The sequence below is a fragment of the Conexibacter sp. JCM 18997 genome (assembly GCF_055391915.1).
Genome location: NZ_AP043885.1, coordinates 1,005,825 through 1,028,395, shown reverse-complemented (window position 1 = coordinate 1,028,395; position 22,571 = coordinate 1,005,825). Strand labels below are relative to the sequence as shown.

The 22,571-nt window shown below is 73.0% G+C and carries 23 protein-coding genes; 7 read left to right on the top strand and 16 right to left on the bottom strand.

What is annotated here, in order from left to right; genetic code table 11:
- The first annotated feature begins 60 nt into the window (after positions 1 to 60).
- From ACZ5UI_RS05410 to ACZ5UI_RS05400, 3 genes are all read left to right on the top strand, one after another.
- Positions 61 to 2,922, top strand: coding sequence for a helix-turn-helix transcriptional regulator (locus ACZ5UI_RS05410; RefSeq protein WP_464195009.1), 2,862 nt, complete (start codon positions 61 to 63; stop codon positions 2,920 to 2,922).
- 107 nt (positions 2,923 to 3,029) lie between these two features.
- The gene (locus ACZ5UI_RS05405) at positions 3,030 to 4,433 is read left to right on the top strand and encodes an MFS transporter (RefSeq protein ID WP_464195007.1); all 1,404 of its coding nucleotides are present in this window, start codon (positions 3,030 to 3,032) and stop codon (positions 4,431 to 4,433) included.
- Positions 4,434 to 4,474: 41 nt separating this feature from the next.
- On the top strand, positions 4,475 to 5,140 hold the full coding sequence (locus ACZ5UI_RS05400; protein ID WP_464195005.1) for a TetR family transcriptional regulator: 666 nt from the start codon (positions 4,475 to 4,477) through the stop codon (positions 5,138 to 5,140).
- On the opposite strand, the gene ACZ5UI_RS05395 is transcribed toward ACZ5UI_RS05400, so the two are convergent.
- From ACZ5UI_RS05395 to rpmI, 11 genes are all read right to left on the bottom strand, one after another.
- A complete protein-coding gene (locus ACZ5UI_RS05395) occupies positions 5,109 to 5,501 on the bottom strand; it encodes a hypothetical protein (RefSeq protein ID WP_464195003.1) in 393 nt (130 codons plus the stop codon). The genes ACZ5UI_RS05400 and ACZ5UI_RS05395 overlap by 32 nt on opposite strands.
- Before the next feature lie 126 nt (positions 5,502 to 5,627).
- Positions 5,628 to 6,116 carry a hypothetical protein gene (locus tag ACZ5UI_RS05390; RefSeq protein WP_464195001.1) on the bottom strand — a complete coding sequence of 163 codons (489 nt, stop codon included), beginning with the start codon at positions 6,114 to 6,116 and terminating at the stop codon, positions 5,628 to 5,630.
- A gap of 2 nt (positions 6,117 to 6,118) precedes the next feature.
- Complete coding sequence (locus ACZ5UI_RS05385; RefSeq protein WP_464194999.1) at positions 6,119 to 7,267, bottom strand: aspartate aminotransferase family protein; 1,149 nt, start codon at positions 7,265 to 7,267, stop codon at positions 6,119 to 6,121.
- Positions 7,264 to 8,118 carry an acetylglutamate kinase gene (gene argB / locus ACZ5UI_RS05380; protein ID WP_464194997.1) on the bottom strand — a complete coding sequence of 285 codons (855 nt, stop codon included), beginning with the start codon at positions 8,116 to 8,118 and terminating at the stop codon, positions 7,264 to 7,266. Before argB ends, ACZ5UI_RS05385 begins: the two co-directional genes overlap by 4 nt.
- Positions 8,115 to 9,353 carry a bifunctional glutamate N-acetyltransferase/amino-acid acetyltransferase ArgJ gene (argJ, locus tag ACZ5UI_RS05375; protein WP_464194995.1) on the bottom strand — a complete coding sequence of 413 codons (1,239 nt, stop codon included), beginning with the start codon at positions 9,351 to 9,353 and terminating at the stop codon, positions 8,115 to 8,117. Before argJ ends, argB begins: the two co-directional genes overlap by 4 nt.
- On the bottom strand, positions 9,350 to 10,342 hold the full coding sequence (argC, locus tag ACZ5UI_RS05370) for an N-acetyl-gamma-glutamyl-phosphate reductase (RefSeq protein WP_464194993.1): 993 nt from the start codon (positions 10,340 to 10,342) through the stop codon (positions 9,350 to 9,352). The genes argJ and argC overlap by 4 nt, the downstream gene beginning before the upstream one ends.
- The gene (pheT, locus tag ACZ5UI_RS05365) at positions 10,335 to 12,791 is read right to left on the bottom strand and encodes a phenylalanine--tRNA ligase subunit beta (RefSeq protein WP_464194991.1); all 2,457 of its coding nucleotides are present in this window, start codon (positions 12,789 to 12,791) and stop codon (positions 10,335 to 10,337) included. The genes argC and pheT overlap by 8 nt, the downstream gene beginning before the upstream one ends.
- Complete coding sequence (pheS, locus tag ACZ5UI_RS05360; RefSeq protein WP_464194989.1) at positions 12,788 to 13,825, bottom strand: phenylalanine--tRNA ligase subunit alpha; 1,038 nt, start codon at positions 13,823 to 13,825, stop codon at positions 12,788 to 12,790. The genes pheT and pheS overlap by 4 nt, the downstream gene beginning before the upstream one ends.
- Complete coding sequence (locus ACZ5UI_RS05355) at positions 13,822 to 14,505, bottom strand: TrmH family RNA methyltransferase (RefSeq protein WP_464194987.1); 684 nt, start codon at positions 14,503 to 14,505, stop codon at positions 13,822 to 13,824. Before ACZ5UI_RS05355 ends, pheS begins: the two co-directional genes overlap by 4 nt.
- An 85-nt stretch (positions 14,506 to 14,590) precedes the next feature.
- Positions 14,591 to 14,956 carry a 50S ribosomal protein L20 gene (gene rplT, locus ACZ5UI_RS05350; RefSeq protein ID WP_464194985.1) on the bottom strand — a complete coding sequence of 122 codons (366 nt, stop codon included), beginning with the start codon at positions 14,954 to 14,956 and terminating at the stop codon, positions 14,591 to 14,593.
- Positions 14,953 to 15,153: a 50S ribosomal protein L35 gene (gene rpmI, locus ACZ5UI_RS05345; RefSeq protein WP_464194983.1), complete on the bottom strand. Its 201-nt coding sequence runs from the start codon at positions 15,151 to 15,153 to the stop codon at positions 14,953 to 14,955. The genes rplT and rpmI overlap by 4 nt, the downstream gene beginning before the upstream one ends.
- 49 nt (positions 15,154 to 15,202) lie before the next feature.
- Between rpmI and ACZ5UI_RS05340 the strand changes: the two genes are divergently transcribed.
- Positions 15,203 to 15,706 carry an NAD(P)H-dependent oxidoreductase gene (locus ACZ5UI_RS05340; protein ID WP_464194981.1) on the top strand — a complete coding sequence of 168 codons (504 nt, stop codon included), beginning with the start codon at positions 15,203 to 15,205 and terminating at the stop codon, positions 15,704 to 15,706.
- Here ACZ5UI_RS05340 and ACZ5UI_RS05335 read toward each other — a convergent pair.
- From ACZ5UI_RS05335 to thrS, 3 genes are read right to left on the bottom strand one after another with little or no spacing between them, the layout of a single operon-like run.
- Complete coding sequence (locus ACZ5UI_RS05335) at positions 15,673 to 16,368, bottom strand: hypothetical protein (protein WP_464194979.1); 696 nt, start codon at positions 16,366 to 16,368, stop codon at positions 15,673 to 15,675. The two genes, ACZ5UI_RS05340 and ACZ5UI_RS05335, sit on opposite strands and share 34 nt — an antisense overlap.
- Positions 16,369 to 16,388: 20 nt before the next feature.
- Complete coding sequence (gene infC, locus ACZ5UI_RS05330) at positions 16,389 to 17,291, bottom strand: translation initiation factor IF-3 (protein WP_464194977.1); 903 nt, start codon at positions 17,289 to 17,291, stop codon at positions 16,389 to 16,391.
- 46 nt (positions 17,292 to 17,337) lie between these two features.
- The gene (gene thrS, locus ACZ5UI_RS05325; RefSeq protein WP_464194975.1) at positions 17,338 to 19,251 is read right to left on the bottom strand and encodes a threonine--tRNA ligase; all 1,914 of its coding nucleotides are present in this window, start codon (positions 19,249 to 19,251) and stop codon (positions 17,338 to 17,340) included.
- A gap of 126 nt (positions 19,252 to 19,377) precedes the next feature.
- Between thrS and ACZ5UI_RS05320 the strand changes: the two genes are divergently transcribed.
- Genes ACZ5UI_RS05320 through ACZ5UI_RS05310 form a run of 3 tightly spaced genes read left to right on the top strand, consistent with a single transcriptional unit; the run spans position 19,378 to position 21,462 of the window.
- On the top strand, positions 19,378 to 19,833 hold the full coding sequence (locus tag ACZ5UI_RS05320; protein WP_464194973.1) for a transglycosylase family protein: 456 nt from the start codon (positions 19,378 to 19,380) through the stop codon (positions 19,831 to 19,833).
- Between the two features lie 34 nt (positions 19,834 to 19,867).
- Positions 19,868 to 20,962, top strand: a complete 1,095-nt coding sequence (locus tag ACZ5UI_RS05315; protein WP_464194971.1) for an aminotransferase class V-fold PLP-dependent enzyme — start codon at positions 19,868 to 19,870, stop codon at positions 20,960 to 20,962.
- Positions 20,962 to 21,462 (top strand): arsinothricin resistance N-acetyltransferase ArsN1 family A, encoded by a 501-nt coding sequence (locus ACZ5UI_RS05310; protein ID WP_464194969.1) that lies wholly within the window; start codon positions 20,962 to 20,964, stop codon positions 21,460 to 21,462. The genes ACZ5UI_RS05315 and ACZ5UI_RS05310 overlap by 1 nt, the downstream gene beginning before the upstream one ends.
- Before the next feature lie 35 nt (positions 21,463 to 21,497).
- Here the strand turns inward: ACZ5UI_RS05310 and ACZ5UI_RS05305 are convergent, their stop codons facing one another.
- Together ACZ5UI_RS05305 and ACZ5UI_RS05300 are read right to left on the bottom strand one after the other, a co-directional pair.
- Entirely contained in the window at positions 21,498 to 21,806 is a 309-nt protein-coding gene (locus ACZ5UI_RS05305) for a hypothetical protein (RefSeq protein WP_464194967.1), read from the bottom strand.
- A complete protein-coding gene (locus ACZ5UI_RS05300; RefSeq protein ID WP_464194965.1) occupies positions 21,806 to 22,567 on the bottom strand; it encodes a crotonase/enoyl-CoA hydratase family protein in 762 nt (253 codons plus the stop codon). The genes ACZ5UI_RS05305 and ACZ5UI_RS05300 overlap by 1 nt, the downstream gene beginning before the upstream one ends.
- Between the last annotated feature and the right edge of the window lie 4 nt (positions 22,568 to 22,571).

The window sequence follows — 22,571 nt, the reverse complement described above, 5'->3', positions numbered from 1 at the left end:
CACAACATCTCGTCGACGCGCTTGCCCGCGAGCCACCGGATGGCAGAGAATCGACCTCGCATGGAGGCGACCGGAGCGGCGACGCTGCTGGAGCGGGGGCAGGAGCTCGACGTGCTGGCGGGCGCGCTGGCCGACGCCTCCGCCGGACGGGGCCGCCTGGTGCTGGTGCAGGCCCCGGCCGGCCTGGGCAAGACGCAGCTGCTCGGCGCGCTGCGGGAGGAGATCGCCGCGCAGGCCGACGTGGCCCTCCTGCAGGCCCGCGCGGGCGAGCTGGAGCGCGACTTCGCCTTCGGCGTCGTCCGCCAGCTGCTGGAGCCCGCGCTGGCCGGGATGACCGAGCCGGAGCGGGCGCGGCTGCTGGCCGGTCCCGCCGCCCGCGCCGCCGAGCTGGCCGGGGTGGCCCTGCCCGCCGCCGACGCGCCCACCCCGACCGCCGACGGCGACGCCAGCTTCGCCGTGCTGCACGGCCTGCACTGGCTGGTGGCCAACCTGGCCGCCCAGCGGCCGCTCGTCGTGCTCGTCGACGACGCCCACTGGGCCGACGCGCCCTCGCTGCGCCTGCTGGCCTACCTGGCCCGGCGGCTGGACGGCCTGCCCGTCGCCCTGGTCGTCGCCGCCCGGCCGGCCGAGCCGAGCACGCCGGTCGAGCTGCTGGGCGCGCTGGCCGCGGACGCCTCCGTCGTGCTGCGTCCGGCGCCGTTGAGCCCGACGGCCACCGGGGAGCTCGTGGCCGCGCGTCTGGGCGCCGACCCCGACGCGGGGTTCGTCGAGGCCTGCCACGCGGCCACCGCGGGCAACCCGTTCCTGCTGCGTGAGCTGCTGGCCGCGCTGGCCGCCGACCGGACGACGCCCGACGCGGCCGGGGCCGGCCGCGTGCGCGAGCTCGGGCCGGCGGCGATCTCGCGCGCGGCGCTGGCCCGCCTGGCCCGTCTGGGGCCCGAGGCGGCCGAGCTGGCCCGCGCGGTGGCGATCCTGGGCACGCAGGCCGACCCACGCCAGGCCGCCGAGCTGGCCGGTCTGGACGGCGCGCGCGCCTCCGAGCTGGCCGATCTGCTCGCCGCCGCCGACCTGTTCGCCAACACGCGCCCGCTGGACTTCGCCCACCCGATCGTCCGCCGCGCGATCTACGACGACCTGCCGCTGGCCCGCCGCGCGGCGCTGCACGGCACCGCGGCGCGGGCGCTGGCCCAGGACGGCGGCGCGGTCGAGGCGGTGGCCGCGCACCTGCTGGCCACCGAGCCGGCCGCCGATCCGTGGGTCGTCGACCAGCTGCGCGCCGCGGCCACGCGCGCGTCGGCCGAGGGCGCACCCGACGTGGCCGCGACCCTGTTGGAGCGCGCCCGGCGCGAGCCGCCGCCGCCCACCCAGCGCGCGGCCGTGGCCACGGCCCTGGGCGCCGCGCTGGGCCGATGCTCGGACCGCCCCGGCGCGATCGCCCGCCTGCGCGAGGCCGTCGACCTGTCGGCCAACGCCTTCGAACGGCTGCTGGCGGCGGTCGAGCTGGGCCAGGTGCTGCTGCTCGACGGCCGGGCCGACGAGGCCGCCGACGTGCTCGGGCGCGAGCTGGCCGAGCTGCCGCCGATGATGGTCGACCTGGGCCTGACCATCCAGGGCGCGCTGCTGGTCGCCGCCTTCGCCCATCCGCAGGCCTACCGCGAGGTGATGCGCACGCCGTGGCGCTTCGACGCCGCCTCGGCGCCACCGGGGACGGCGGCCGAGCGGCTGTGGCTGGCCATCGAGGCGTTCTCGGCGGGGTTGGGCGACGGCCGGGCCGAGGACGCCGTGGCGATCGCCTTGCGCTCGCTGGACGGCGGCCGGCTGCTGACCGAGCTCGGTCCCGACGTGCCCGCCTTCTACCTGGCCGCCAACACGCTCATCTACGCCGAAGCGCTGGACGCCGCCTACGACACGCTCAGCGACGCGGTGGCCGAGGCGCGTCGGCGCGGGTCGCTGCGCGGCGCCGCGATGGCCTACTGCTGGCGCAGCCTGGTCGGCCTGTGGCGTGGGGAGCTGGGCGAGTCGATCAGCGACGCCGAGCTGACGCTCGACGCGATCGCCGACGCCGAGCTGGGGATCGGCAAGCCGCTGGCCGCCGCGTTCCTGGCCCAGGCTCTGCTGGAGCGCGGCGACCTGGAGGGCGCCGAGGAGGCGATCGCCGCCGGGCGCGACAGCGGGCCGGCCAAGGCGGGCATGCCCTACGACTTCCTGCTCGTCGCCGCCGGGCGCGTGCGCATGGCCCAGGGCCGGCACGCCGAGGCGCTCGAGGACCTGCTGGCCTGCGGTCGCCGTCAGGAGGAGCACTGGCACGTCCGCCCGCCGTCGGCGTTCCCCTGGCGCTCGGAGGCGGCGCGCGTGCACCTGCTGCTCGGCCGGCCCGAGGAGGCCGAAGGGCTGGTCCTGGAGGAGCTGCGGCGGGCCCGCGCGTTCGGCGCGCCGCGGCCGGTGGCCGTCGCCCTGCGCGCCCTGGCCGCCGTGCGCGGCGGCCAGGAGGCGATCGGCCTGCTCGACGAGGCCGCGACGCTGCTGGACGGCCACCCCGCGCGGCTGGAGCGGGCCCACGTGCTGGTCGACCTGGGCGCGGCGCTGCGCCGAGCCGGGCGCCGGGCCGAGGCGCGTGAGCCGCTGCGCGACGGCCTGGACCTGGCCCGCCGCTGCGGCGCCGAGCCGCTGGCCGCGCGGGCCCATGACGAGCTGACCGCGGCCGGCGTGCGCCAGCGCAAGATGCTGCGCTCGGGCGTCAGCGCGCTGACGCCCAGCGAACAGCGGATCGCCCGGCTGGCCGCCGCGGGCCGGTCCAACCGCGAGATCGCACAAGAGCTGTTCGTGACCGTGCGCACCGTCGAGGCGCACCTCGGGCACGCGTATCGCAAGCTCGGCGTGGACGGGCGTCCGGGGCTGGTGCGCGCCCTCCAGAGCGAGTAAACGGACCAGGGACTTCCATTCGGACCGTCGAGTCCGCTACAGTTCCAAGTCAAGCGGACGAAGCGGTCCGCATCCGCCGTCCATCTCACGCTTCCGGGAGGAAGTCCATGACCACCGCTGCACCCGCCGCCCGGCGTTGGGTGGTGCTGATCCTCGCCTGCCTGGCGCAGTTCATGCTCGTGCTCGACGTCTCCGTGGTGAACGTCGCGCTGCCCGACATCCGCACCAGCCTCGGCTTCTCCGAGAGCGGCCTGGCCTGGATCGTCAACGCCTACACGCTCGCCTTCGGCGGCTTCCTGCTGCTGGGCGGGCGCGCCGCCGACCTGTTCGGCCACAAGCGCACGTTCATCGGCGGCATCGCGCTGTTCACCGTCGCCTCGCTGATCAACGTCGTCGCGCAGAGCCCCGAGATGCTGATCGCCGGTCGCGCGCTGCAGGGCCTGGGCGCGGCGTTCGCCTCCCCCGCCGCGCTGGCGGTGCTGACCACCTCGTTCACCTCACCCAGCGAGCGCGCCCGCGCGCTGTCGGCCTGGGCCGCCGTGTCCGCCGGTGGCGCCGCCTTCGGCCTGATCATCGGCGGCGCGCTCACGCAGGCGCTGTCGTGGGAGTGGATCTTCCTGATCAACGTGCCCATGGGCGCGGCCGTCGTCGTGGCCGGCCTGCGCACCATCCCCGCCTCGGTCACCGTGCGCGGCGCGATCGACATCGCCGGCGCGGTCACCGTGACCGCCGGGCTGGTCGCGCTGGTCTACGCGATCGTCGCCGCCGGGGAGCACGGCTGGGGCTCGCTCTCCACGCTGGGCTTCGGCGCGCTGGGCCTGGGCCTGCTGGCGGCCTTCGTGGCCATCGAGCAGCGCGCGGCCGCCCCGCTCGTGCGCCTGTCGGTCTTCCGCACGCGCTCGCTGGCGGTCGGCGACCTGGTGATCCTGCTGCTGATGTCGGGCAACTACGCCTTCTTCTTCTTCAGCTCGCTGTACCTGCAGGACACGCTGGGCTACGGCCCGCTGGCCACCGGCCTGGCCTTCCTGCCGATCACCGTCGGGATCATCGTCGCCTCTGGGATCGCCCAGCAGGTCGTGCGCCGCATCGGCGTGCGGGCGATGGCCGCCGTCGGGCTGACGCTGGCCGCCGTCGGCGAGCTGTGGCTCGTCGCGCTGCCCGCCGACGCCACCTACGCGACGGACCTGCTGCTGCCGTTCATCCCGATGTCGGTCGGCATCGGCCTGTCGTTCGTCGCGCTGACGATGCTCGGCACGTCGGGCGTCACCTCGGCCGAGGCCGGGCTGGCGTCGGGCGTCTACAACACCGCCCAGCAGGTCGGCGGCGCGCTGGGCCTCGCCGTGATCTCGGCGATCGCCGCCGGTGCGAGCTCCCCGATGGGGGCGTTCCACGCCGCGTTCGCCAGCAGCGCGATCCTGCTCGGCATCGGCGCGGTGCTCGTCGTGCTGCTGCTGCGGCCGCGCCACGTGACCAACGTCGGCGAGGTCGCGATGGAGGGGATGGTCGTTTGACCGTCCCCGACGACCCCTGGTCCTGGCAGGATGGGGGTGCGATGGCCACCGAGTCCCGCACCCCCACCCTGCGCGCGGACGCCGAACGCAACCGGCGGCGGCTGATCGATGCCGCCGCCGAGCTGTTCGCCGAGCGGGGCGTCGAGGTGCCGATCTCCGAGATCCGCGAGCGGGCCGGCGTGGGCCAGGGCACGGTGTTCCGCCACTTCCCCACCAAGGAGCACCTGATGGCGGAGGTCATGCGCGAGCGCATGGCCGCGCTGACCGCCCTGGCGCAGGAGCGCCTGGAGGCCGAGGATCCCGTCGAGGGCCTGAGCGACTTCATGGCCGCGGCCGCCGAGAGCAAGGCCGTCGACCAGGAGATCTACCGCCTGATCTGCGAGACCAACGCGCTCCCCGCCGAGGACGAGCGCGCGCTGCGCCGCGAGGTCGTCGGCGTGGTCGGCCAACTGCTGCGCCGGGCCCAGGCCGCCGGCGCGATCCGCGCCGACGTCGAGCCCGAGGATATCCTGCTGCTGGAGACCGCCGTGCGCCAGGCCGGCGAGGCGCTCGGCGGCGTCGCGCCCCAGCTGTGGAAGCGCTACCTGGGCATCGTCATCGACGGGCTGCGCACCGAGGGCGCGCACCCGCTGGAGCATCCGGCGCCGACCGACGCGCAGTTCGACGCCGTCAAGCTCAGTCGGCCAGCCGCACCGTCGTCGACTTGACGATCCAGATCGCCGAGCCGTCCTTGCCGCTCTCGCAGCGCATGCGGGCCACCAGCTTCCACGTGCCCGCACCGACCTTGTCGGCCTGAGGCGTCCACCCGCGCGAGAAGCCGCCGCCGTCGCGCACTCGCACGGTGCCGATCGGCGCGGCGTTCTGGGCCGAGCGCAGCTTCAGCTTGATCGTCCGCTGGCAGAACTCGTTGACTGGCCACGAGTCGCCCGTGATCAGCGTCGGCGAGCCGAGCTTGATGACCGCGGGCGAGGCGGTGACCGTCGGGGTCACCGGGACGACCGCGTCCGCGACGGCGGCCACCCCCGCGGAGGCGACGATCGCTGCGGCCAGGACGAGCCAACGACGCACGCCCGGTGGTGTACCGCATCGGCGCCCGCCAGGGCAAGTTGAGACGACGTCGTGGGCGTGATGTCGACGCGCCACGCAACTTCTCCGCAGCATCCACGTCGTGGGCTGATGTGCGCGTCCTCTTGGTCAGCGCAGGATCTCCACCAGCAGCACCCACGCGTTGAGCACGGCGCCGAGTGTGGCCGCGACGATGCCGGCCAGGACCCAGTAGAGGCCGCCGCCGGATCCGGCCAGGAGCGTGATGCCGCCGATCGCGTAGGGGAGCGTGCCCAGGATCGACGGCATCAGCTCGACGACGCTGTTGTGGTGGGTGGTGGTCGGATCGGGCCGGTTCCTGGCCCACATGGTGGTCAGCCCGATGCAGGTCACGAGGCCCATGACCAGCAGCTCGATGCCCAGTGCGTCGGTGGACTGCGGGACCAGGCCGAAGGTGGCCACGACCAGGATGGCGATCAGCAGCATCACCGTGCGGAAGGCACGGGCCGGCAGCCAGGAGTACTTGAGGATGTGCTCGACGTTGATCGAGACGGCGACGAAGACCAAGCCGGCCAGCGCCGCGGCGGCGCCGGCCGAGGCGACGAACAGGTCGTGCCAGCCCTCGACCTCGTAGCCCATCGCTACGCCTCCAACGCCCCGCGCAGGCGCACGAGCGCCTCGTCCAGGTCGGCGTCGGACACCGTCAGCGGCGGCAGCAGGCGGATCGTCTGCGGGCCGGTCGCGTTGACCACGAGCCGCTGCTCCAGCAGCGCGCGCCGGGCCACGTCCGGAGCGTTGCCGCCGGCGATGTCGAAGGCGTTCATCAGGCCCCGGCCGCGCACGGCCACGACGCCCGGCAGCTCCTCCAGCTGCGCGCGCAGCCACTCGCCGGCGGTGCGCACGCGCTCCAGCAGCGCGGGCTCGTCGACGATGTCCAAGACGGCCAGCGCCGCCGCGGCCACGACCGGGCCGCCGGCGAACGTCGAGCCGTGGTCGCCCGGCGCGAACACGCCGGCCAGCCGCTCGCCGGTGACCAGCGCGCCGATCGGCAGCCCGCCGCCCAGCGCCTTGGCCGACGTCAGCGCGTCGGGCACGACGCCGACCTGCTCGTAGGCCCACAGCGAGCCGGTCCGCCCCATGCCGGTCTGCACCTCGTCGAAGACCAGCGCGGCGCCGACCGCGTCGCAGGCGGCGCGCGCCGCGCGCAGCGTGTCCTCGCTGAGCAGGTGCACCCCGCTTTCGCCCTGGATGACCTCGACGACCACCGCGGCGGTCTGCTCGTCGACGGCGGCGGTGATCGCCTCGGCCGTCGGCGGCACGGCCTTGAAGCCCGGGACCAGCGGCGCGAACGGGGCCTGCTTGGACTCCTGCGGCGTCGCGCTCAGCGCCCCGTAGGTGCGCCCGTGGAATCCGCCGTGGAGGACGACGATGTCCCCACCCGGCTTGGCCTTGCGCACGAGCTTCAGCGCCGCCTCGTTGGCCTCGGCCCCGGAGTTCGTGAAGAACACGCCGCCGCCCAGCGAAGACGTGGCCAGCCGGTCGGCCAGCTTCGTCATCGGCTCGGTGAAGTACAGGTTGCCGACGTGCATCAGGCGCCCGGCCTGGTCCTGCACGGCCGAGACCACGTGCGGGTGGCAGTGGCCGACGCTGGACACCGAGATCCCCGAGAGGAAGTCCAGGTACTCGTTGTGGTCGACATCCCACAGGTGCGTTCCGCGCCCGCGGACGAACTCGACCGGGAAGCGCGCGTAGGTGGGCAGCAGGTGGGTGGTCTCGGTGGGGGCGCTCATCTGGCGGGTCCGATCTTCGTGCCGATGCCGGCGTCGGTGAACAGCTCGAGCAGCAGCGAGTGGGGCACGCGGCCGTCGATGATGTAGGCGTTGCTGACGCCGCCGTGGATGGCGTCCAGGCAGGCCTGCAGCTTGGGGCGCATGCCGCCCGCGATCGACGGCATCGCAGCCTCGACCTCGTCGGCGGTGGCGAAGCTGACGACCGACGCGGGATCGGCGGCGTCGGCCAGCCAGCCGCGCACGTCGGTCAGGAACAGCACCTTGTAGGCGCCCATCGCGCGGGCCACCGCGCTGGCCGCGTCGTCGGCGTTGATGTTGTATGAGCGCCCCTCGCGGTCGGCGCCCACCGAGGCGACGACCGGGATGTAGTCGTCGGCGATGTGCGAGAGCAGGCCGGTCTCGACCTTGGCGATCTCGCCCACGAAGCCGATGTCCTCGCCGCTGGGCGCGGCCTGTCGGCGCACGTGGAAGAGGTTGCCGTCCTCGCCGGAGATGCCCACCGCGGACTGGCCGTGGCGCGTGAGGCGCAGCACGATGTCCTTGTTGACCTTGCCGACGAGCACCATCTTGGCCACCTCGACGGTCGCCTCGTCGCTGACCCGCAGGCCGCCGACGAAGCGGACCGGCATGCCCAGCCGCTCCATGTAGGAGGTGATGTCGGGTCCGCCGCCATGGACCACGATCGGGTTCAGGCCGACGTACTTGAGCAGCACCACGTCGCGGGCGAAGTCCTCGCGCAGCTCGGGGTCCTCCATCGCCGCTCCGCCGTACTTGATGACCACCGTCTGCCCGTGGAACTCCCGGATGTAGGGCAGCGCCTCCAGCAGCGTGGCGACGTCTCGGTTGCTCACGTCGTGTACTCCGCGTTGATCGTCACGTAGCCGTGCCCCAGGTCGGAGAAGAACACCTCGGTCTCGGCGCCGGAGCCCGGCAGGCCGATCTCGATCTCGACCTCGTCGCGCGCCGCGGCCGCGTCGAGCGCGTCCTGGTCGGCGCGGACCGCGTTGCCCTCGCGCATCACGGCGATGCCCTCGAAGTCGATGTCCAGCGCCAGCGGCGCCATGCCCGTCAGCGCCCCGCCGACGGCCTGGGCGATGCGGCCCCAGTTGGGATCGCCGCCGTGCAGCGCCGTCTTGACCAGCGGCGAGTTGGCCACCGCGCGGGCCGCCACCTCGACGGTCGCCTGGTGGCCGCCGCGCACGACGACCCGGCCGACGCGCTTGGAGCCCTCGCCGTCGGCCACCATCAGGATGGCCAGCTGGCGCAGCAGCGCGTCGAGCGCCTCGCCGAAGCGCAGCTCGCTCTCCCCCTCGGGCTCGACGACCACGCCCGACGCGCCGCTGGCGATCAGGATCGCCGTGTCGTTGGTCGACAGCTGGCCGTCGACCGAGCAGCGGTCGAACGAGCGCTTGACGCACACGCCGAGCAGCAGGTCCGCCGTCTCGGGCGCCAGCTGCGCATCGGTCTCGACGAAGCAGAGCATCGTGGCGAAGTTCGGCGAGATCATCCCCGCCCCCTTGCACTGGGCCGACAGGCGCACGGTGCCGTTGGGCAGCTCGACGTCGAGCGTGGCCGTCTTGTCGATCGCGTCCGTGGTCTTGATCGCCTCGGAGAACGCCCCGGCGCCGTCGGTCGACAGCTGGCCGTTGGCCGCCAGCAGACCCTTGACCACCTTCTGGCCGTCGAGCTGCACGCCGATCACGCCGGTCGACGCGACGGCGACCTGATCGGCCGGAACGCCCGACGCCATCGCGCCGGCCCCCTGCATGCGGGCCGCCTCGTCCAAGCCGGGGCGCCCGGTGGCCGCGTTGGCGTTGCCGGAGTTGACCACGACCGCGCGCAGCGCGTGCAGCTGCGCACGCTCCTTGGTGACGATCACCGGCGCGGCGAGCACGCTGGACGCGGTGAAGCGCGCGGCGCTGACCGCCTCGGGAACGTCGCAGACCAGCAGGCCGACGTCGGTGCCGCCGCTGGGCTTGATGCCGGCGGCGACGCCGGCGGCGCGGAAGCCCTTGGGCAGCGCGTCGTCGGCCGCCTCGGTCACGTGTGGGGGCGCCGGCACCCAGCGCGAGGAGAAGAAGCTCATGTCGGCAGTCCGCTCGCTTCGTCGAGTCCGAACATCAGGTTCAGGTTCTGCACGGCCTGCGAGGCCGTGCCCTTCCACAGGTTGTCGATCGCTCCGAACACGAAGACCTTGCCCGTGCGCGGGTCGGGATGGACCTGGATGCGGCAGAAGTTCGTCTCGCGCACGTCGCGCACGCCGGGCGAGCTGTCGACCAGCTCGATGAAGCGCTCGTCGCCGTAGCGCTCCTCGTACAGCGCGATGGCGTCGACCTCCTGGTCCAGCGTCACGTAACAGGACACGAGCTCGCCCTGGTCCAGCGGCACCAGGTGCGGGGTGAAGGCGGCGACGATGTCGCGGGCGCCCAGCGCGGCCAGCTCCTGGTCGATCTCCGGCATGTGGCGGTGGCGGCCGATGCCGTAGGCCTTGACGTTCTCGTCGACCGAGACGAAGTGCGTCTTCTCGGTGGCCGCGCGGCCGGCGCCCGACACGCCCGTCTTGGCGTCGATCACCACGTCCTCCAGGTACGGGGCCAGCGGCGCGAGCGCGAGCACCGCCGCGGTCGGGAAGCAGCCTGGGCAGGCGACGAGGTGCGCGCCGGCGATCTGGTCGCGGTACAGCTCGGGCAACCCGTAGACCGCCTCGTCGATCAGCTGCGGCGCCGGATGCTGGACGTACCACTCCTCGTAGGTGGCCAGGTCGCGCAGGCGGAAGTCCGCGCTCAGGTCGACGACCTTGATGCCACGCTCGTGCAGCTGCGCGACCGTCTCGGCCGCGGCGCCGTGCGGGTAGGCGACGATCGCCGCGTCGACCTGACCGAGCTCGTCGATGTCGAAGGCGTCCATGACCAGCGGCACGCGGTGGTGCGGGTACAGGTCGTCCAGGCGCCGGCCGGCGTCCGAGCGCGACGTGACCGCGACGAGCTCGAAGTCCGGGTGCTGCCAGAGCAGGCGCGCGGCCAGCGCGCCCGCGTAGCCCGACGCGCCCGCCACCGCGACGGTGATGTCACCCACGCTGGGTCACCCCCAGCTCGCCGAGCTTGCCCAGGATCTTGTCGCGCACCGCGTTGACCTCGTCGTCGGTCAGCGTGCGATCGGGCGCGGCGAACTCCAGGTGCAACGCCAGCGAGACGACGTCGTCGCGCTGGCCTGTGCCCGCGCCCGGGTCACCGCCGGACGGACGCGCCTTCAGGGTGAAGCGGTCGAAGATCGACGCGTCCCGCAGCAGCTTGCCGCCCGCGTCGCGCACCGTGGCCAGCACCTCGGCCGCGGTGTGCTCGCCGGTGACCAGCGACAGGTCCAGGCGCACCGGCGGGAACGTTGTCACGTCGCGGTACACCGGCACCTCGGGCGCCAGCGCCGCGACCTTCCCGAGATCCACCGCGAAGGTGACGCCCCCGGCCAGATCCCAGTCGCGGGCGATCAGCGGGTGCAGCTCGCCCAGGAAGCCCAGGCGCGTGTCGCCGCTGACCACCGCGGCGCTGCGCCCCGGATGCAGGAACGACCAGTCCGCCGCGGGCTGGGCCTCCCAGGGCACGCGCAGCGTGTCCAGCACCGCGCCGACCAGCGCCTTGGCCGTGAAGAAGTCGGCCGCCGCCGGCTTGGCGCTGCGCCAGGTGGGCGGATCCAGCGGACCGACGATCAGCGCGCACAGGCCGTGATGCTCGTCGGCCGGGGATGCGTGGTCACCGCTGCCCTCCGGCCAGGAGCGGTACACGGTGCCCGAGTCGAACAGCGCGACGCTGTCGGCTCCGTGGGCCAGGTTGTGCTGGGCCGCGTCCAGGAGCGACCCGATCAGCGTCGGGCGCAGGATCGCGTCCTCCTCGCTCATCGGGTTGTCCAGCACGACGACGTTGCGCAGCGGCGAGCCCTCCGGCAGCCGCAGGCGCTCCAGCAGCGACGGCGCGGCGAACGACCAGCCGGCGATCTCCTGCACGCCGCGGCCGACGAGCACGTCCTCGGCCCGGCGGCGGACGCGCTGCTTCCAGGTCAGCTGGGCACCGGGGCGGCCCTTGGGCAGCGTGGCGGGCAGGTCCTCCAGGGCGGCCAGGCGCGCGACCTCCTCGACCACGTCGGCCTCGCGGGTCACGTCGAAGCGGCGCCAGTGCGGCACCGTCACGTCCAGACCGTCCGCGGCCTCGGCCACCCCGAAGCCCAGCGCCTTGAGCACGGCCTTCTGGCGGTCGAGCGGGACGTCGATCCCCAGCAGCGCCGCGGTCCGCGCGGTGCGCAGCCGGATGACCGCGGGCGGCGGGCCGTCGCCGCCGAGGTCGACGAAGCCGTCGACCCGGGTGGCGCCGGTCAGCGACAGCATCAGCTCCAGCGCCACCGCCTGGCCCTCGACCGCGGCCTCGGGCGACAGGCCCTTCTCGAAGCGGCCGCTGGCCTCGGTGCGCAGCTGCAGCGCGTTGGACGTGGCCAGGATGTTGCTGCCGATCCACGTGGCCATCTCGATCAGCACGCGGGTGGTGTCGTCGCCGATCTCCGAGCGCGCGCCGCCCATGATGCCGCCGATCGACGTCGGGCCCTCGGCGTCCTCGATCAGCATCGCGTTCTCGGGCAGCGTGCGGACCTGGTCGTCGAGCGTGGTGATCTGCTCGCCGGGCGTCGCGCGGCGCACGGTCAGCTGTCCGCCCGCGACGCGATCGAGGTCGAACGCGTGCACCGGCTGGCCGGTCAGCAGCATCACGTAGTTGGTGATGTCGACGACGTTGTTGATCGGGCGCTGGCCGGCGGCCATCAGGCGCTGCTTGAGCCACACGGGCGACTCGCCGATCGTCACGTTCTCGTAGGCGATCGCGGTGAAGCGCGGGCACAGGTCGGGGTCGCGCACCTGGACGGACACGCCGTCGATCGCCCGAACGGGGCCCAGGTCGACGCCGTCCCAGGGGGCCGGCGACAGCGGCACGTCGAAGGCCGCGTGCACCTCGCGGGCCACGCCGTAGACCGACAGGCAGTCGGGCCGGTTGGGCGTGATCTCCAGCTCGAGCACGTCGGTGGCGATCGGCAGCACCTCGGCCAGGAACGTGCCCGCCTCCAGCGCGTCGTCGAGGATCATGATGCCGCTGTGTGAGACGCCGATGGCCAGCTCGTCCTCGGCCAGGATCATCCCCTCGGACGGCTCGCCCCGCAGCTTGGCCTTCTTCAGCCGCGTGCCGTCAGGCATGATCGCGCCCGGCTTGGCCACGCCGACGGTCTGGCCGGCGGCGACGTTGGGCGCGCCGCAGACGATGTGCGACGGCTCGCCGTCGCCCACGTCGACCGTGGTCACGCGCAGGCGGTCGGCGTTGGGGTGCTGCTCGCACGTCAGCACCTTGCCGATCACGAAGTACTCCAGCTCGCTGACGCCGTGATGGTGGATGCGATCCACCTCGGTGCCCGTCATGGCCAGGCGGTCGGCGATCGCCCGCGGCGTCATGATCGGCTCGGCGTACTCGAACAGCCAGTTCAGCGGCAGCTTCATCCGAACTGCTCCAGGACTCGGACGTCGTTCGTATAGAGGGTGCGGATGTCGGGGATGCCGTACTTCAGCGCGGCGATCCGCTCGATGCCCATCCCGAAGGCGAACCCCTGCACCTTCTCGGGGTCGTAGCCGTGGTCGGCGACGTGCGCGAAGACGTTGGGATCGACCATGCCCGAGCCGAGGATCTCCAGCCAGCCGGTGCCCTTGCACACGCTGCAGGGCGAGCCGTCACGCTTGCAGTTGAAGCACGACACGTCGACCTCGACCGAGGGCTCGGTGAACGGGAAGAAGTGCGGGCGCAGGCGCACCTCGCGCTCGGCGCCGAAGATCGCGCGGCTGAAGTCCAGCAGCGTGCCCTTCAGGTCGGCCAGCGTGATCCCCTCGTCGACGGCCAGCCCCTCGACCTGGTGGAACTGCGGGGTGTGCGTCGCGTCGGAGTCGCGGCGGTAGACGCGGCCGGGGATGATCGCGTACAGCGGCGGCGGCGAGGCCTCCATCGCGCGGATCTGCATCGGCGACGTGTGCGTGCGCAGCACCTCGCCGGTGGTCGTGTAGAAGGTGTCGGACTTCGAGCGCGCCGGGTGCGTCGGGCTGTGGTTGAGCGCGTCGAAGTTGTAGTAGACGGTCTCGACCTCGGGACCCTCCAGGACGCTGAAGCCCAGGCCGACGAACACGTCCTCGATCTCGCGCCGCGTCTGGGTCAGCACGTGCAGGCGGCCGACCGGCTGGGGCGCGTCGCCGGGCAGCGTCACGTCGACGCGATCGCTGATCAGGCGCGAGTCCAGCTCGGAGGACTCCAGCGCCTCGGTGCGCTGGGCCAGCGCCTGCTCGAGGTCGCGGCGGGCCAGGTTGGCCGCCTTGCCGACCGCCCCGCGCTGCTCGGGCGGCAGCTCGGCGACACCGCGCAGGATCTGCGGCAGCTCGGCCTTGCGGCCCAGGTACTGCACGCGCACCTGCTCGAGCGCGTCGGTGGTGGATGCCTGCGCGATGGCCTGCTGGGCCTCGGCGGCGATCTGATCGATGCGGTCGTTCATCTTTCTCGGGACAGTTCGTAGAGCGCGATGGATGCCGCCATCGCCGCGTTGAGGGACTCGGAGGCGATCGGGATGTGGGCGACGCGGTCGCATCCTGCCACGACCTCGTCGGCCAGCCCCTCGCGCTCGGCCCCGACGATGACCGTCGTGACCGGTGCGTCGGTTCGGCGCAGGGGATCACCGGCGCGGGCGACCAGGGCGATCGTCTCCCCCGGCAGCTCCTCGAGGGACTCCACCCGCACGACCGGCAGCTCGAACAGCGCGCCCATCGAGGCGCGCACCGCCTTGGGGCCGTAGGGATCGGCGGTGTTGGGCCCGAGCGCGACGCTGGCCGCGCCGAACGCGCGGGCGCTGCGCAGCACGGTGCCGACGTTGCCGGGGTCGCGCAGGCCCCACAGGGCGACGCACAGCGGGCCGGTGGCCGCGGACGCCCAGCGCTCGCGGTAGACGGCGAGCGCGCGCGTGCCCGAGCCGAGCTGGGAGACGCCGGCCAGCAGCGCGGGATCGACCTCGGTGCCGGCCAGGCCGCTGCCGGCGGCGACGTAGCGCTCCAGCGGCTCCCAGCCGGCGGCGTCCGCGGCGGCCAGCAGGTCCTCGCCCTCGGCCACGAAGCGCCCGTCACGACGGCGCTGCAGCTTGCGCAGCGTCTTGAGCTTGTCGTTGTGGGCGGAGGTGATCACGGTGCGGGTCGGGCGGTTCGGGCAACAAAAAGGGCGCCGGTGTCAGCGGCGCCCTCGAGGTCTGCGTGTCGGTGCTGGTCTGCGGTTACGACGCAGCAGCCGACGCCTCGCGGGCGGCATCGGCAAAACGTCGGAACGTGTCGGCATCGCGGACGGCGATGTCGGCCAGGATCTTGCGGTCGACCTCGATCTCGGCCAGCTTCAGGCCGTGCATGAACTGGCCGTAGGTCAGCCCGTTCAGGCGCGCGGCGGCGTTGATGCGCGTGATCCACAGGCGACGGAAGTCGCGCTTGCGGTTGCGGCGGTCGCGGTAGGCGTAGGAGTCGGCCTTGAGCAGCGCTTCCTTCGCCCGGCGGTAGTTGCTGTTCGCCTCACCGCGGAACCCCTTGGTCCGCTCGAGGGTCGCACGACGCTTCTTGCGTGCGTGGACGGAACGCTTGACGCGGCTCACTTGCCACCCCCCAGCAGCTTCTTGATACGCGGCGTGTCGTGATCGCTCAGGATCGTCGGCTGACCGAGGCGACGCTTCCGCTTCGCGTTCTTCTTCTCCAGAATATGGCTGGTGTTGCCATGGCGGGCCTTGACCTTGCCCTTGGCAGTCAGCTTGAAGCGCTTCTTCGCGCCCGAGTGGGTCTTCATCTTCGGCATGAGCGACGACGCAGTGTAGTAGGTCCCGCCACAGGTATTCTCGACCCACATGGTCGACAACGAATCACCGGTCCTCGCGGTCGTCGGAAACCCGCGTCCAGGCTCGCGAACGCACACGATCGCACAGACCCTCGCCCGCGAGATCGGCCGCGCTCTGGATCGCCCGGTCGCCGAGCCCGTCGACCTGGCCGCGCTGGCGCCGCGCGTGCTCGACTACGAGGACGGCGTGATGGCCGGCGAGGCCCAGCGCGTCCTGGACGCGGGCGTGCTGATCGTGGCCAGCCCGACCTACAAGGCCACGTACTCGGGCCTGCTGAAGTCCTTCCTGGACCGCATCGGCGGCGGCGCGCTGAACGGCACGCCCGCCGTCGGCGTCCTGCTGGGCGGCGCGCTCACCCACGCCCTCGCCGTGGACGTCCACCTGACGCCGCTCCTGCTCGAGCTCGGCGCCTCGATCCCCTCCCGCGGCCTGTTCGTCCTGGAGTCGCAGCTGGACGAGCTCGACGCGCTGGCCGCCGACTACGCGGCGACCTTCGCCGCGCGCTGCTCCTGACGCTCGGCGTGCGGTAGGAGCAGCAGGCCGCCGGCCAGGAAGCCGGCGGCGCCGAAGGCCGTGCCCAGCGCGGCGATCGTGTCGCTCAGCTCCGAGCCGCCGTCGGGCCGGGTGTAGGAGGCGATCGCGGAGATGCCGAAGGCGATCGAGCCGAACAGGTTGGTCGCGCCGATCCACCAGTCCAGGTCGCGCGGGCGCCAGGACAGCCAGGCGTGCTCGGTGTTGGCGAAGGCCAACAGCGCGGAGACCAGGAAGCAGGCCGAGCCGATCATGTCCGGGCCCCACACGCGGACGTTGACCTGCGTCGTGCTCAGCGCGTGGTTGAGCGCGTCGATCGTGTTGACGTTGAACAGGATCGTGCCCGGCCACTGGATCGCGGCGCTGAGCCAGTCGATGCGCGTGGGCATCCAGGCGCGCGGGCGCAGCGGGCGGGCGCGGCGACCGGGCCGCAGCCGGTGGGGCACCTCGAAGGCGGCCACCAGCTGCAGCGTCGCCGCGGCGGTGAAGCAGACCGAGCCGGCGACGAACGCCACGAAGACGGCGTTGGCCGACGTCCACAGGGACGCGACCGCCGGCCCGAGGAACAGCGCCGAGCCGACGGCGTACAGCACGCCCATCCACCAGGCCGCGCGGTCGGGCCGCCACCACGTTCCGTGGCGCACGCCGCGCGGGGCCCGGCGGGCTAGGACTTGCTGCTGGTGGACTTGGCCTTGGCCTTGGCGGGAGCCGGGGCGGCCTCCGCTTCGGGCTCAGGCTCAGCCGCCGCGGGCTCGGGCTCGGGCTCGGCTTCGGCAACCGGCTCCGGCTTGGGCGCGGCCTTCTTCTTGGCCGGGGCCTTCTTCGGCGCCTCGGCGACGGGGGCCTCGACCTCGGGCTCCTCCTCGACCGCCGGCGGCTCCGGGGCGGGCGCCTCGGCAGCGGGCGCCTCGGCAGCGGGCGCCTCGGCAGCGGGCGCCTCGGCGACCGGCGCGTCCGGGGCGGACGCCTCGGCGTCCTCCTTCGGGCCGCTGCCGTTGCCGTCGAACTCGCCGGCCAGCACGGCCTTGGAGGGGCCGAGCATCATCGTCATGTTGCGCCCGTCCTGCGTGGGCCGCTGCTCGACCACGGCCAGGTCCGACAGCTCCTCGGCCAGGCGCTCCAGCAGCATCGATCCGCGCTCCGGATGCGCCACCTCACGCCCGCGGAACATGATCGTGATCTTGACCTTGTCCTTGTGCTTGAGGAAGCGAACGACGTGACCCTTCTTGGTGTCGTAGTCGTTCTGCGCGATCTTCGGACGGAACTTGATCTCGCGGATCGTGATCTGCTGCTGATGCTTGCGCGCGGCCTTCTGCTTCTGGGCCTGCTCGTACTTGTACTTCGAGTAGTCGAGCACGCGGCAGACGGGCGGGCGGGCCTCAGCAGCGACCTCGACGAGATCGAGGTCCTTCTCCTGGGCGTAGCGCAGTGCTTCGTCGGTGCGCATGACACCGATCTGCTGGCCCTGCTCGTCGATCAGGCGTACTTCGGGGACCCGGATTCGCTCGTTGATCCGGGTGGTATCTCGCTCCGGCGGGCGCCGGTCGAACCTACGGGGAATCGGCAACGTTAAGAGCGGCCGTTATTCGTGAAATGTGTCAACAGGACAAAGTCTAGCGAGCCGGGCGATCAGCCGCGACACGCTGCGCGAAGGCCTCCAGCGCCTCGCTACCCAGGTCGCCCTGGCCATGGCGGCGGACCGCCACGACGTCCTCCTCGACCTCGCGATCGCCGACCACGAGCATGAACGGGATCTTCTGCAGCTCGGCCTCGCGGATGCGCTTGCCGATCGACTCCGAGCGATCGTCGATGTCGACGCGCACGCCCAACGCGATCAGCCGGTCGCGCATCGTCCTGGCCTGATCGGCGTGGCGGTCGGAGATCGGCAGCACGATCGCCTGCACCGGCGCCAGCCAGAGCGGGAACTCGCCGGCGTAGTGCTCGATGAGGATCCCGATGAAGCGCTCATACGAGCCCATCAGCGCGCGGTGCAGCATGACCACGCGGTGCTCGGCGTTGTCGGCGCCCGTGTAGGTCAGGTCGAAGCGCTCGGGGAAGTTGTAGTCCAGCTGCACGGTGCCCAGCTGCCATGAGCGCCCCAGCGAGTCGGTCATGTGCAGGTCGATCTTCGGCCCGTAGAACGCGCCGTCGCCCTCGTTGACCGAGTACGTCAGGCCGCGCGAGTCCAGCGCGGTGCGCAGCGCGCCCTCGGACTGGTCCCACATCTCGTCGGTGCCGATGCGCTGCTCGGGGCGCGTGGACAGCTCCAGATCGACCTCGAAGCCGAAGATCTTGTAGGTGTCGAACGCGAAGTCCAGCATCGCGCCGACCTCGTCCTGCACCTGGTCCTCGGTGCAGAAGACGTGCGCGTCGTCCTGGGTGAAGTGGCGCACGCGCAGCAGCCCGTGCAGGGTCCCGGACAGCTCGTTGCGGTGCAGCAGACCCGGCTCGCTGTAGCGGACGGGCAGGTCGCGGTAGGAGAACTTCTGCAGCTTGAACAGCTGGCAGTGGCCCGGGCAGTTCATCGGCTTGAGCGCCATCTCGCGCTCCTCCGACTCGGTCACGAACATGTTCTCGCGGTACTTGTCCCAGTGCCCCGAGGTCTTCCACAGCTGCGAGTCGTAGATCTGCGGCGTCTTGACCTCGGTGTAGCCGCGGCCCTGCCCCATGTCGCGCGAGAGCGCGACCAGCTCGTTGAACAGGTGGGTGCCCTTGGGCAGCCAGAACGCGCTGCCGGGGCTGACCTCGGAGAACTGGAAGAGCTCGAGCTCGCGACCGAGCTTGCGGTGGTCGCGGGCCTTGGCCTCCTCCAGACGCTGCAGGTGCGCCTCGAGATCCTCCTTGGTCAGGAACGCGGTGCCGTAGACCCGGGTCAGCATCTGGCGCTTGGCGTCGCCCCGCCAGTAGGCGCCGGCCACCGACTGCAGCTTGACCGCCTTGACCGACTTGGTCGTCGGGGCGTGCGGGCCGCGGCACAGGTCGACGAAGTCGCCGTTGGTGTACAGCCCGACGGTCTCGACGCCCTCGTTCTTGATCAGGTCCTCGACCAGCTCGACCTTGTAGGGCTGCTCCTCGGCCTTGAAGCGCTCCAGCGCGGTGGCCACCGGGACGTCCTCACGGGTGAAGGGCTCGGCCGCCTTGATGTGCTCGGCCATCTTGGCCTCGACCCGCGGGAAGTCGGCCTCGCTGAAGTGCGTGCCCTCGGGGAAGTCGAAGTCGTAGTAGAAGCCGTCCTCGATCGCCGGGCCGATCGAGATCTTCACGCCCGGATAGAGCTCGAGCATCGCCTCGGCCAGCACGTGCGCGGCGTCGTGGCGGATCAGCGCCAGCGCCTCGGGCGAGCGCCCGGTGATGATCTCCAGCTGGGCCCCGTCGGGCAGCGGCGCGGACAGGTCCTGGACCGTCCCGTCGGCCTTCACCGCGAGCGCGGCCCGGGCCAGCCCGGCGCCGATGGCGGCGGCCGCGTCGGCGCCGGTGGCGCCGTCGTCGAGGGTCAGCTGCGTTCCGTCGGGAAGGGAGACCTGCATGGGCCGCTGATCGTATCCGCCGAACGCGTGTTCGTCCCGGGTTGCTACCTTGGTTGCTCCGGCGCCGGCCGCCTGGAGCGTGATTCCCTCCGCTTCGCCGCCCCGCGCCGCCCCATCCCGATGCCCTTGCGTTCTCTCATCACGCTCGGGGCGAGCGCTGCGCTTGCCTCGCCCGCCGCCGCCGTCGCGGCCCCCGACCCCGACCCCGTCGCGACGATCCAGGTGGCCACGACGCCGACCGTCGCGGCCGACGCGCCGATCGCCCAGACGATCCGCCTGTATGCGCGCGACCTGCGCATCGAGCGCCGCGAACGGCGCCAGCGCCGGGCCGCCCGCGCGGCGGCCAACGCCGGCCCGACCGGCCACCTCGCCGCGATCGCCCAGTGCGAGTCCGGCGGCGACCCCCACGCGATCGGCGGCGGGGGCGCCTACCGCGGGCTGTTCCAGTTCTCCTACGCCACCTGGCAGGCCGTCGGCGGCTCGGGCGACCCGGCCCAGGCCTCGGTGGCCGAGCAGACCAAGCGCGCCGAGATCCTCTACGCGCAGGCCGGGCCGTCGCAGTGGCCCGTGTGCGGGCAGTAGGCCCGGGCGCGACAGCGGATACCGTTTCGCGGGCATGTCACCCGCCTCGCTGCGCTCCGCTTTCCCGGTCTTCGACGAGATCGCCTACCTGAACGCGGGGACCTGCGGGCCCGTCGCGGCGGCCTCGCTGGAGGCGGTGCGCGAGGAGCTGCACATCGCGGCCGTCGAGGGCCGGGCCAGCAACTACTACGAGCGCCTGATCGACCTGCACGGCCGGCTGCGCACGATCTACGCCGGCCGCCTGAACGCCGACGACGTCAACGACGTCGCGCTGACCTCCTCCACCAGCGAGGGCGTCGTCCGGGTCCTGGCCGGGCTGGAGCTCGGTCCCGAGGACGACATCGTCACCTCCGTCGACGAGCACCCGGGGCTGACCGGGCCGCTGGCCAACCTGCGCAGCCGCTTCGGCGTGCACGTGCGCACGGTGCCCTTCGACGAGGTGGCCGAGGCGGTCGGGCCGGGCACGAAGCTCGTGGCCGTCTCCCACGTCAGCTGGATCGACGGGCGCATCGCGCCGATCGACGCGCTGCGCGACGTCGCGGCCAGCGGCGTGCCCGTGCTGCTGGACGGCGCCCAGAGCATCGGGGCGATCGACTTCGACGTCGAGGACCTGGGCTGCACGTTCTACGCCGGCTCGGGCCAGAAGTGGATGTGCGGCCCGGTGGGCACCGGGATGCTGTGGGTCACGCCCGCGTGGCACGAGCGCCTGCCGGCCATGGGCCCGATCTACATGAACCTGATCGACGCCTCGGCCGGGCTGGACGCGGTGCCGCACATCGACTCGCGCCGCCACGACACCTTCACGCTGAGCGCCGAGGCGGCCGCGTTCGCCGTCGCCGCCCACGACACGCTGGTCGAGCACGGCGGCTGGGAGACCGCGGCGGTGCAGGCGGCCGACAGCGCCCAGTGGCTGGCCGATCAGCTGCGCGACCTGGGCCGCGAGGTGCAGCCGCGCGGCCGCACGACGCTGGTGTCCTGGCGCGAGGACGACGCGCCCGCGTTCGTCCAGCGCGCGGCGGCGCACCGGATCGTCATCCGCGACCTACCGGGCCGCGGGATCGTCCGCGCGTCGGTCGGCGCCTGGACCGATCCGTCGGACCTCGAGCGCCTGCTCGACCTGGTGCGCTGATGTCCGAGGTTCGCGTCCGGCGGGCGGCGCCCACCGACGCCGCCGCGGTCACGCGCATCTACAACGAGGGCATCGAGGACCGCATCGCGACGTTCGAGACGCGCCCGCGCACGCCGCAGGAGCTCGAGGACCGCATCACGGGCGGCGAGCCGATGATCGTGGCCGAGCGTGATCACGCCGTCGTCGGCTTCGCCAGCTGGACGGCCTACAGCGACCGCGAGGCCTACACGGGCGTCGGCCTCTACACCGTCTACGTGGCCCGCGGCGCGCGCGGCGCGCGCGTCGGCTCCGCGCTGCTGCACGCGCTGATCGCCAACGCCGAGGCCGCCGGCCTGTGGAAGCTGCTCAGCCTGATCCTGACCACGAACGACGCGTCGATCGCGCTCGCGCACCGCTGCGGCTTTCGCGACGTCGGCGTGCACCAGCGCCACGCGCAGCTCGACGGCGAGTGGCGCGACGCGTTGCTGGTCGAGCGCGCGATCGGCGCAGCGCGCGGCTGAGTCGTGCCCGCGGCGGTGTGCGCGCGGGCGAACGGCTACTCCAGGCGGTCCTTGGCCTCCTCGGCCAGCAGCACCCACGCCTGCACCGGATCGCCGGAATCGGGGCTGGGCACGACGGCCCAGTTGCCCATCGGGCTGTGTCCGCCGGGCTGGAAGACCGATGCGCGGCTGGCGGCCACCAGCTCGTCGACGCGCTCCGGACCGAGCTTGACCACGATGTCGTCGTCGCGTTCGAAGGCGAACACGCGGCGGCCGAGCTTGGCCGCGCGGCGGCCGAAGAAGACGCCCGAGCCCACCTGAGGATCGGCCAGGAGCTCCTCGAGCACGTCGTCCCACAGCGCCATCAGGCCGGGGCTCCCCCGCGGCCCGCGCCGGAGGCGAACCGCTGCGCCCCCGCTGCGCCCTCGGTCAGCGCGCGCACGCCGAGGCGCAGCTCGTTGGCCATCGCCTCGGCCACCGGCAGCCCCTCCTGCTCGTAGGCCGACCGGCGGTCGCCGAGCATCGCCGTCTGCGGCAGGCGGGCCAGCTCGGCGGCCAGCGCCTCGGCGGCCAGGCGCGCCTCCCCCACGCCCACCACGCGGTTGGCCAGGCCGATCGCCTGCGCCTCGTGCGCGTCGACCGGCCGGCCCGTGAGGATCAGGTCCAGCGCGCGGCTGAGGCCGATCAGCCGGGGCAGGCGCACGGTGCCGCCGTCGATCAACGGGACCCCCCAGCGCCGGCAGAAGACGCCCAGGACCGCGTCCTCCTCGACCACGCGCAGGTCGCACCAGCAGGCCAGCTCGAGGCCGCCGGCCACCGCGTGACCGCAGATCGCGGCGATCACCGGCTTGGTCAGCGCCATCCGCGACGGCCCCATCGGCCCGTCGCCGTCGGGCTGGACCCGGTTGGAGCGCTCGCCACCCAGCGCCTTCAGATCGGCGCCCGCGCAGAACGTCCCGCCCGCGCCCCACAGCACCGCGACCCGCGCCTCGTCGTCGGCCTCGAAGGCCCGGAACGCGTCGGCCAGCAGCGCCGCCGTCGGCCCGTCGACCGCGTTGCGCACGGCCGGCCGGTCGAGGATCACCGTGGTCACCGGTCCGTTGCGCTCCACCCGCACGTCGCTCATGCCG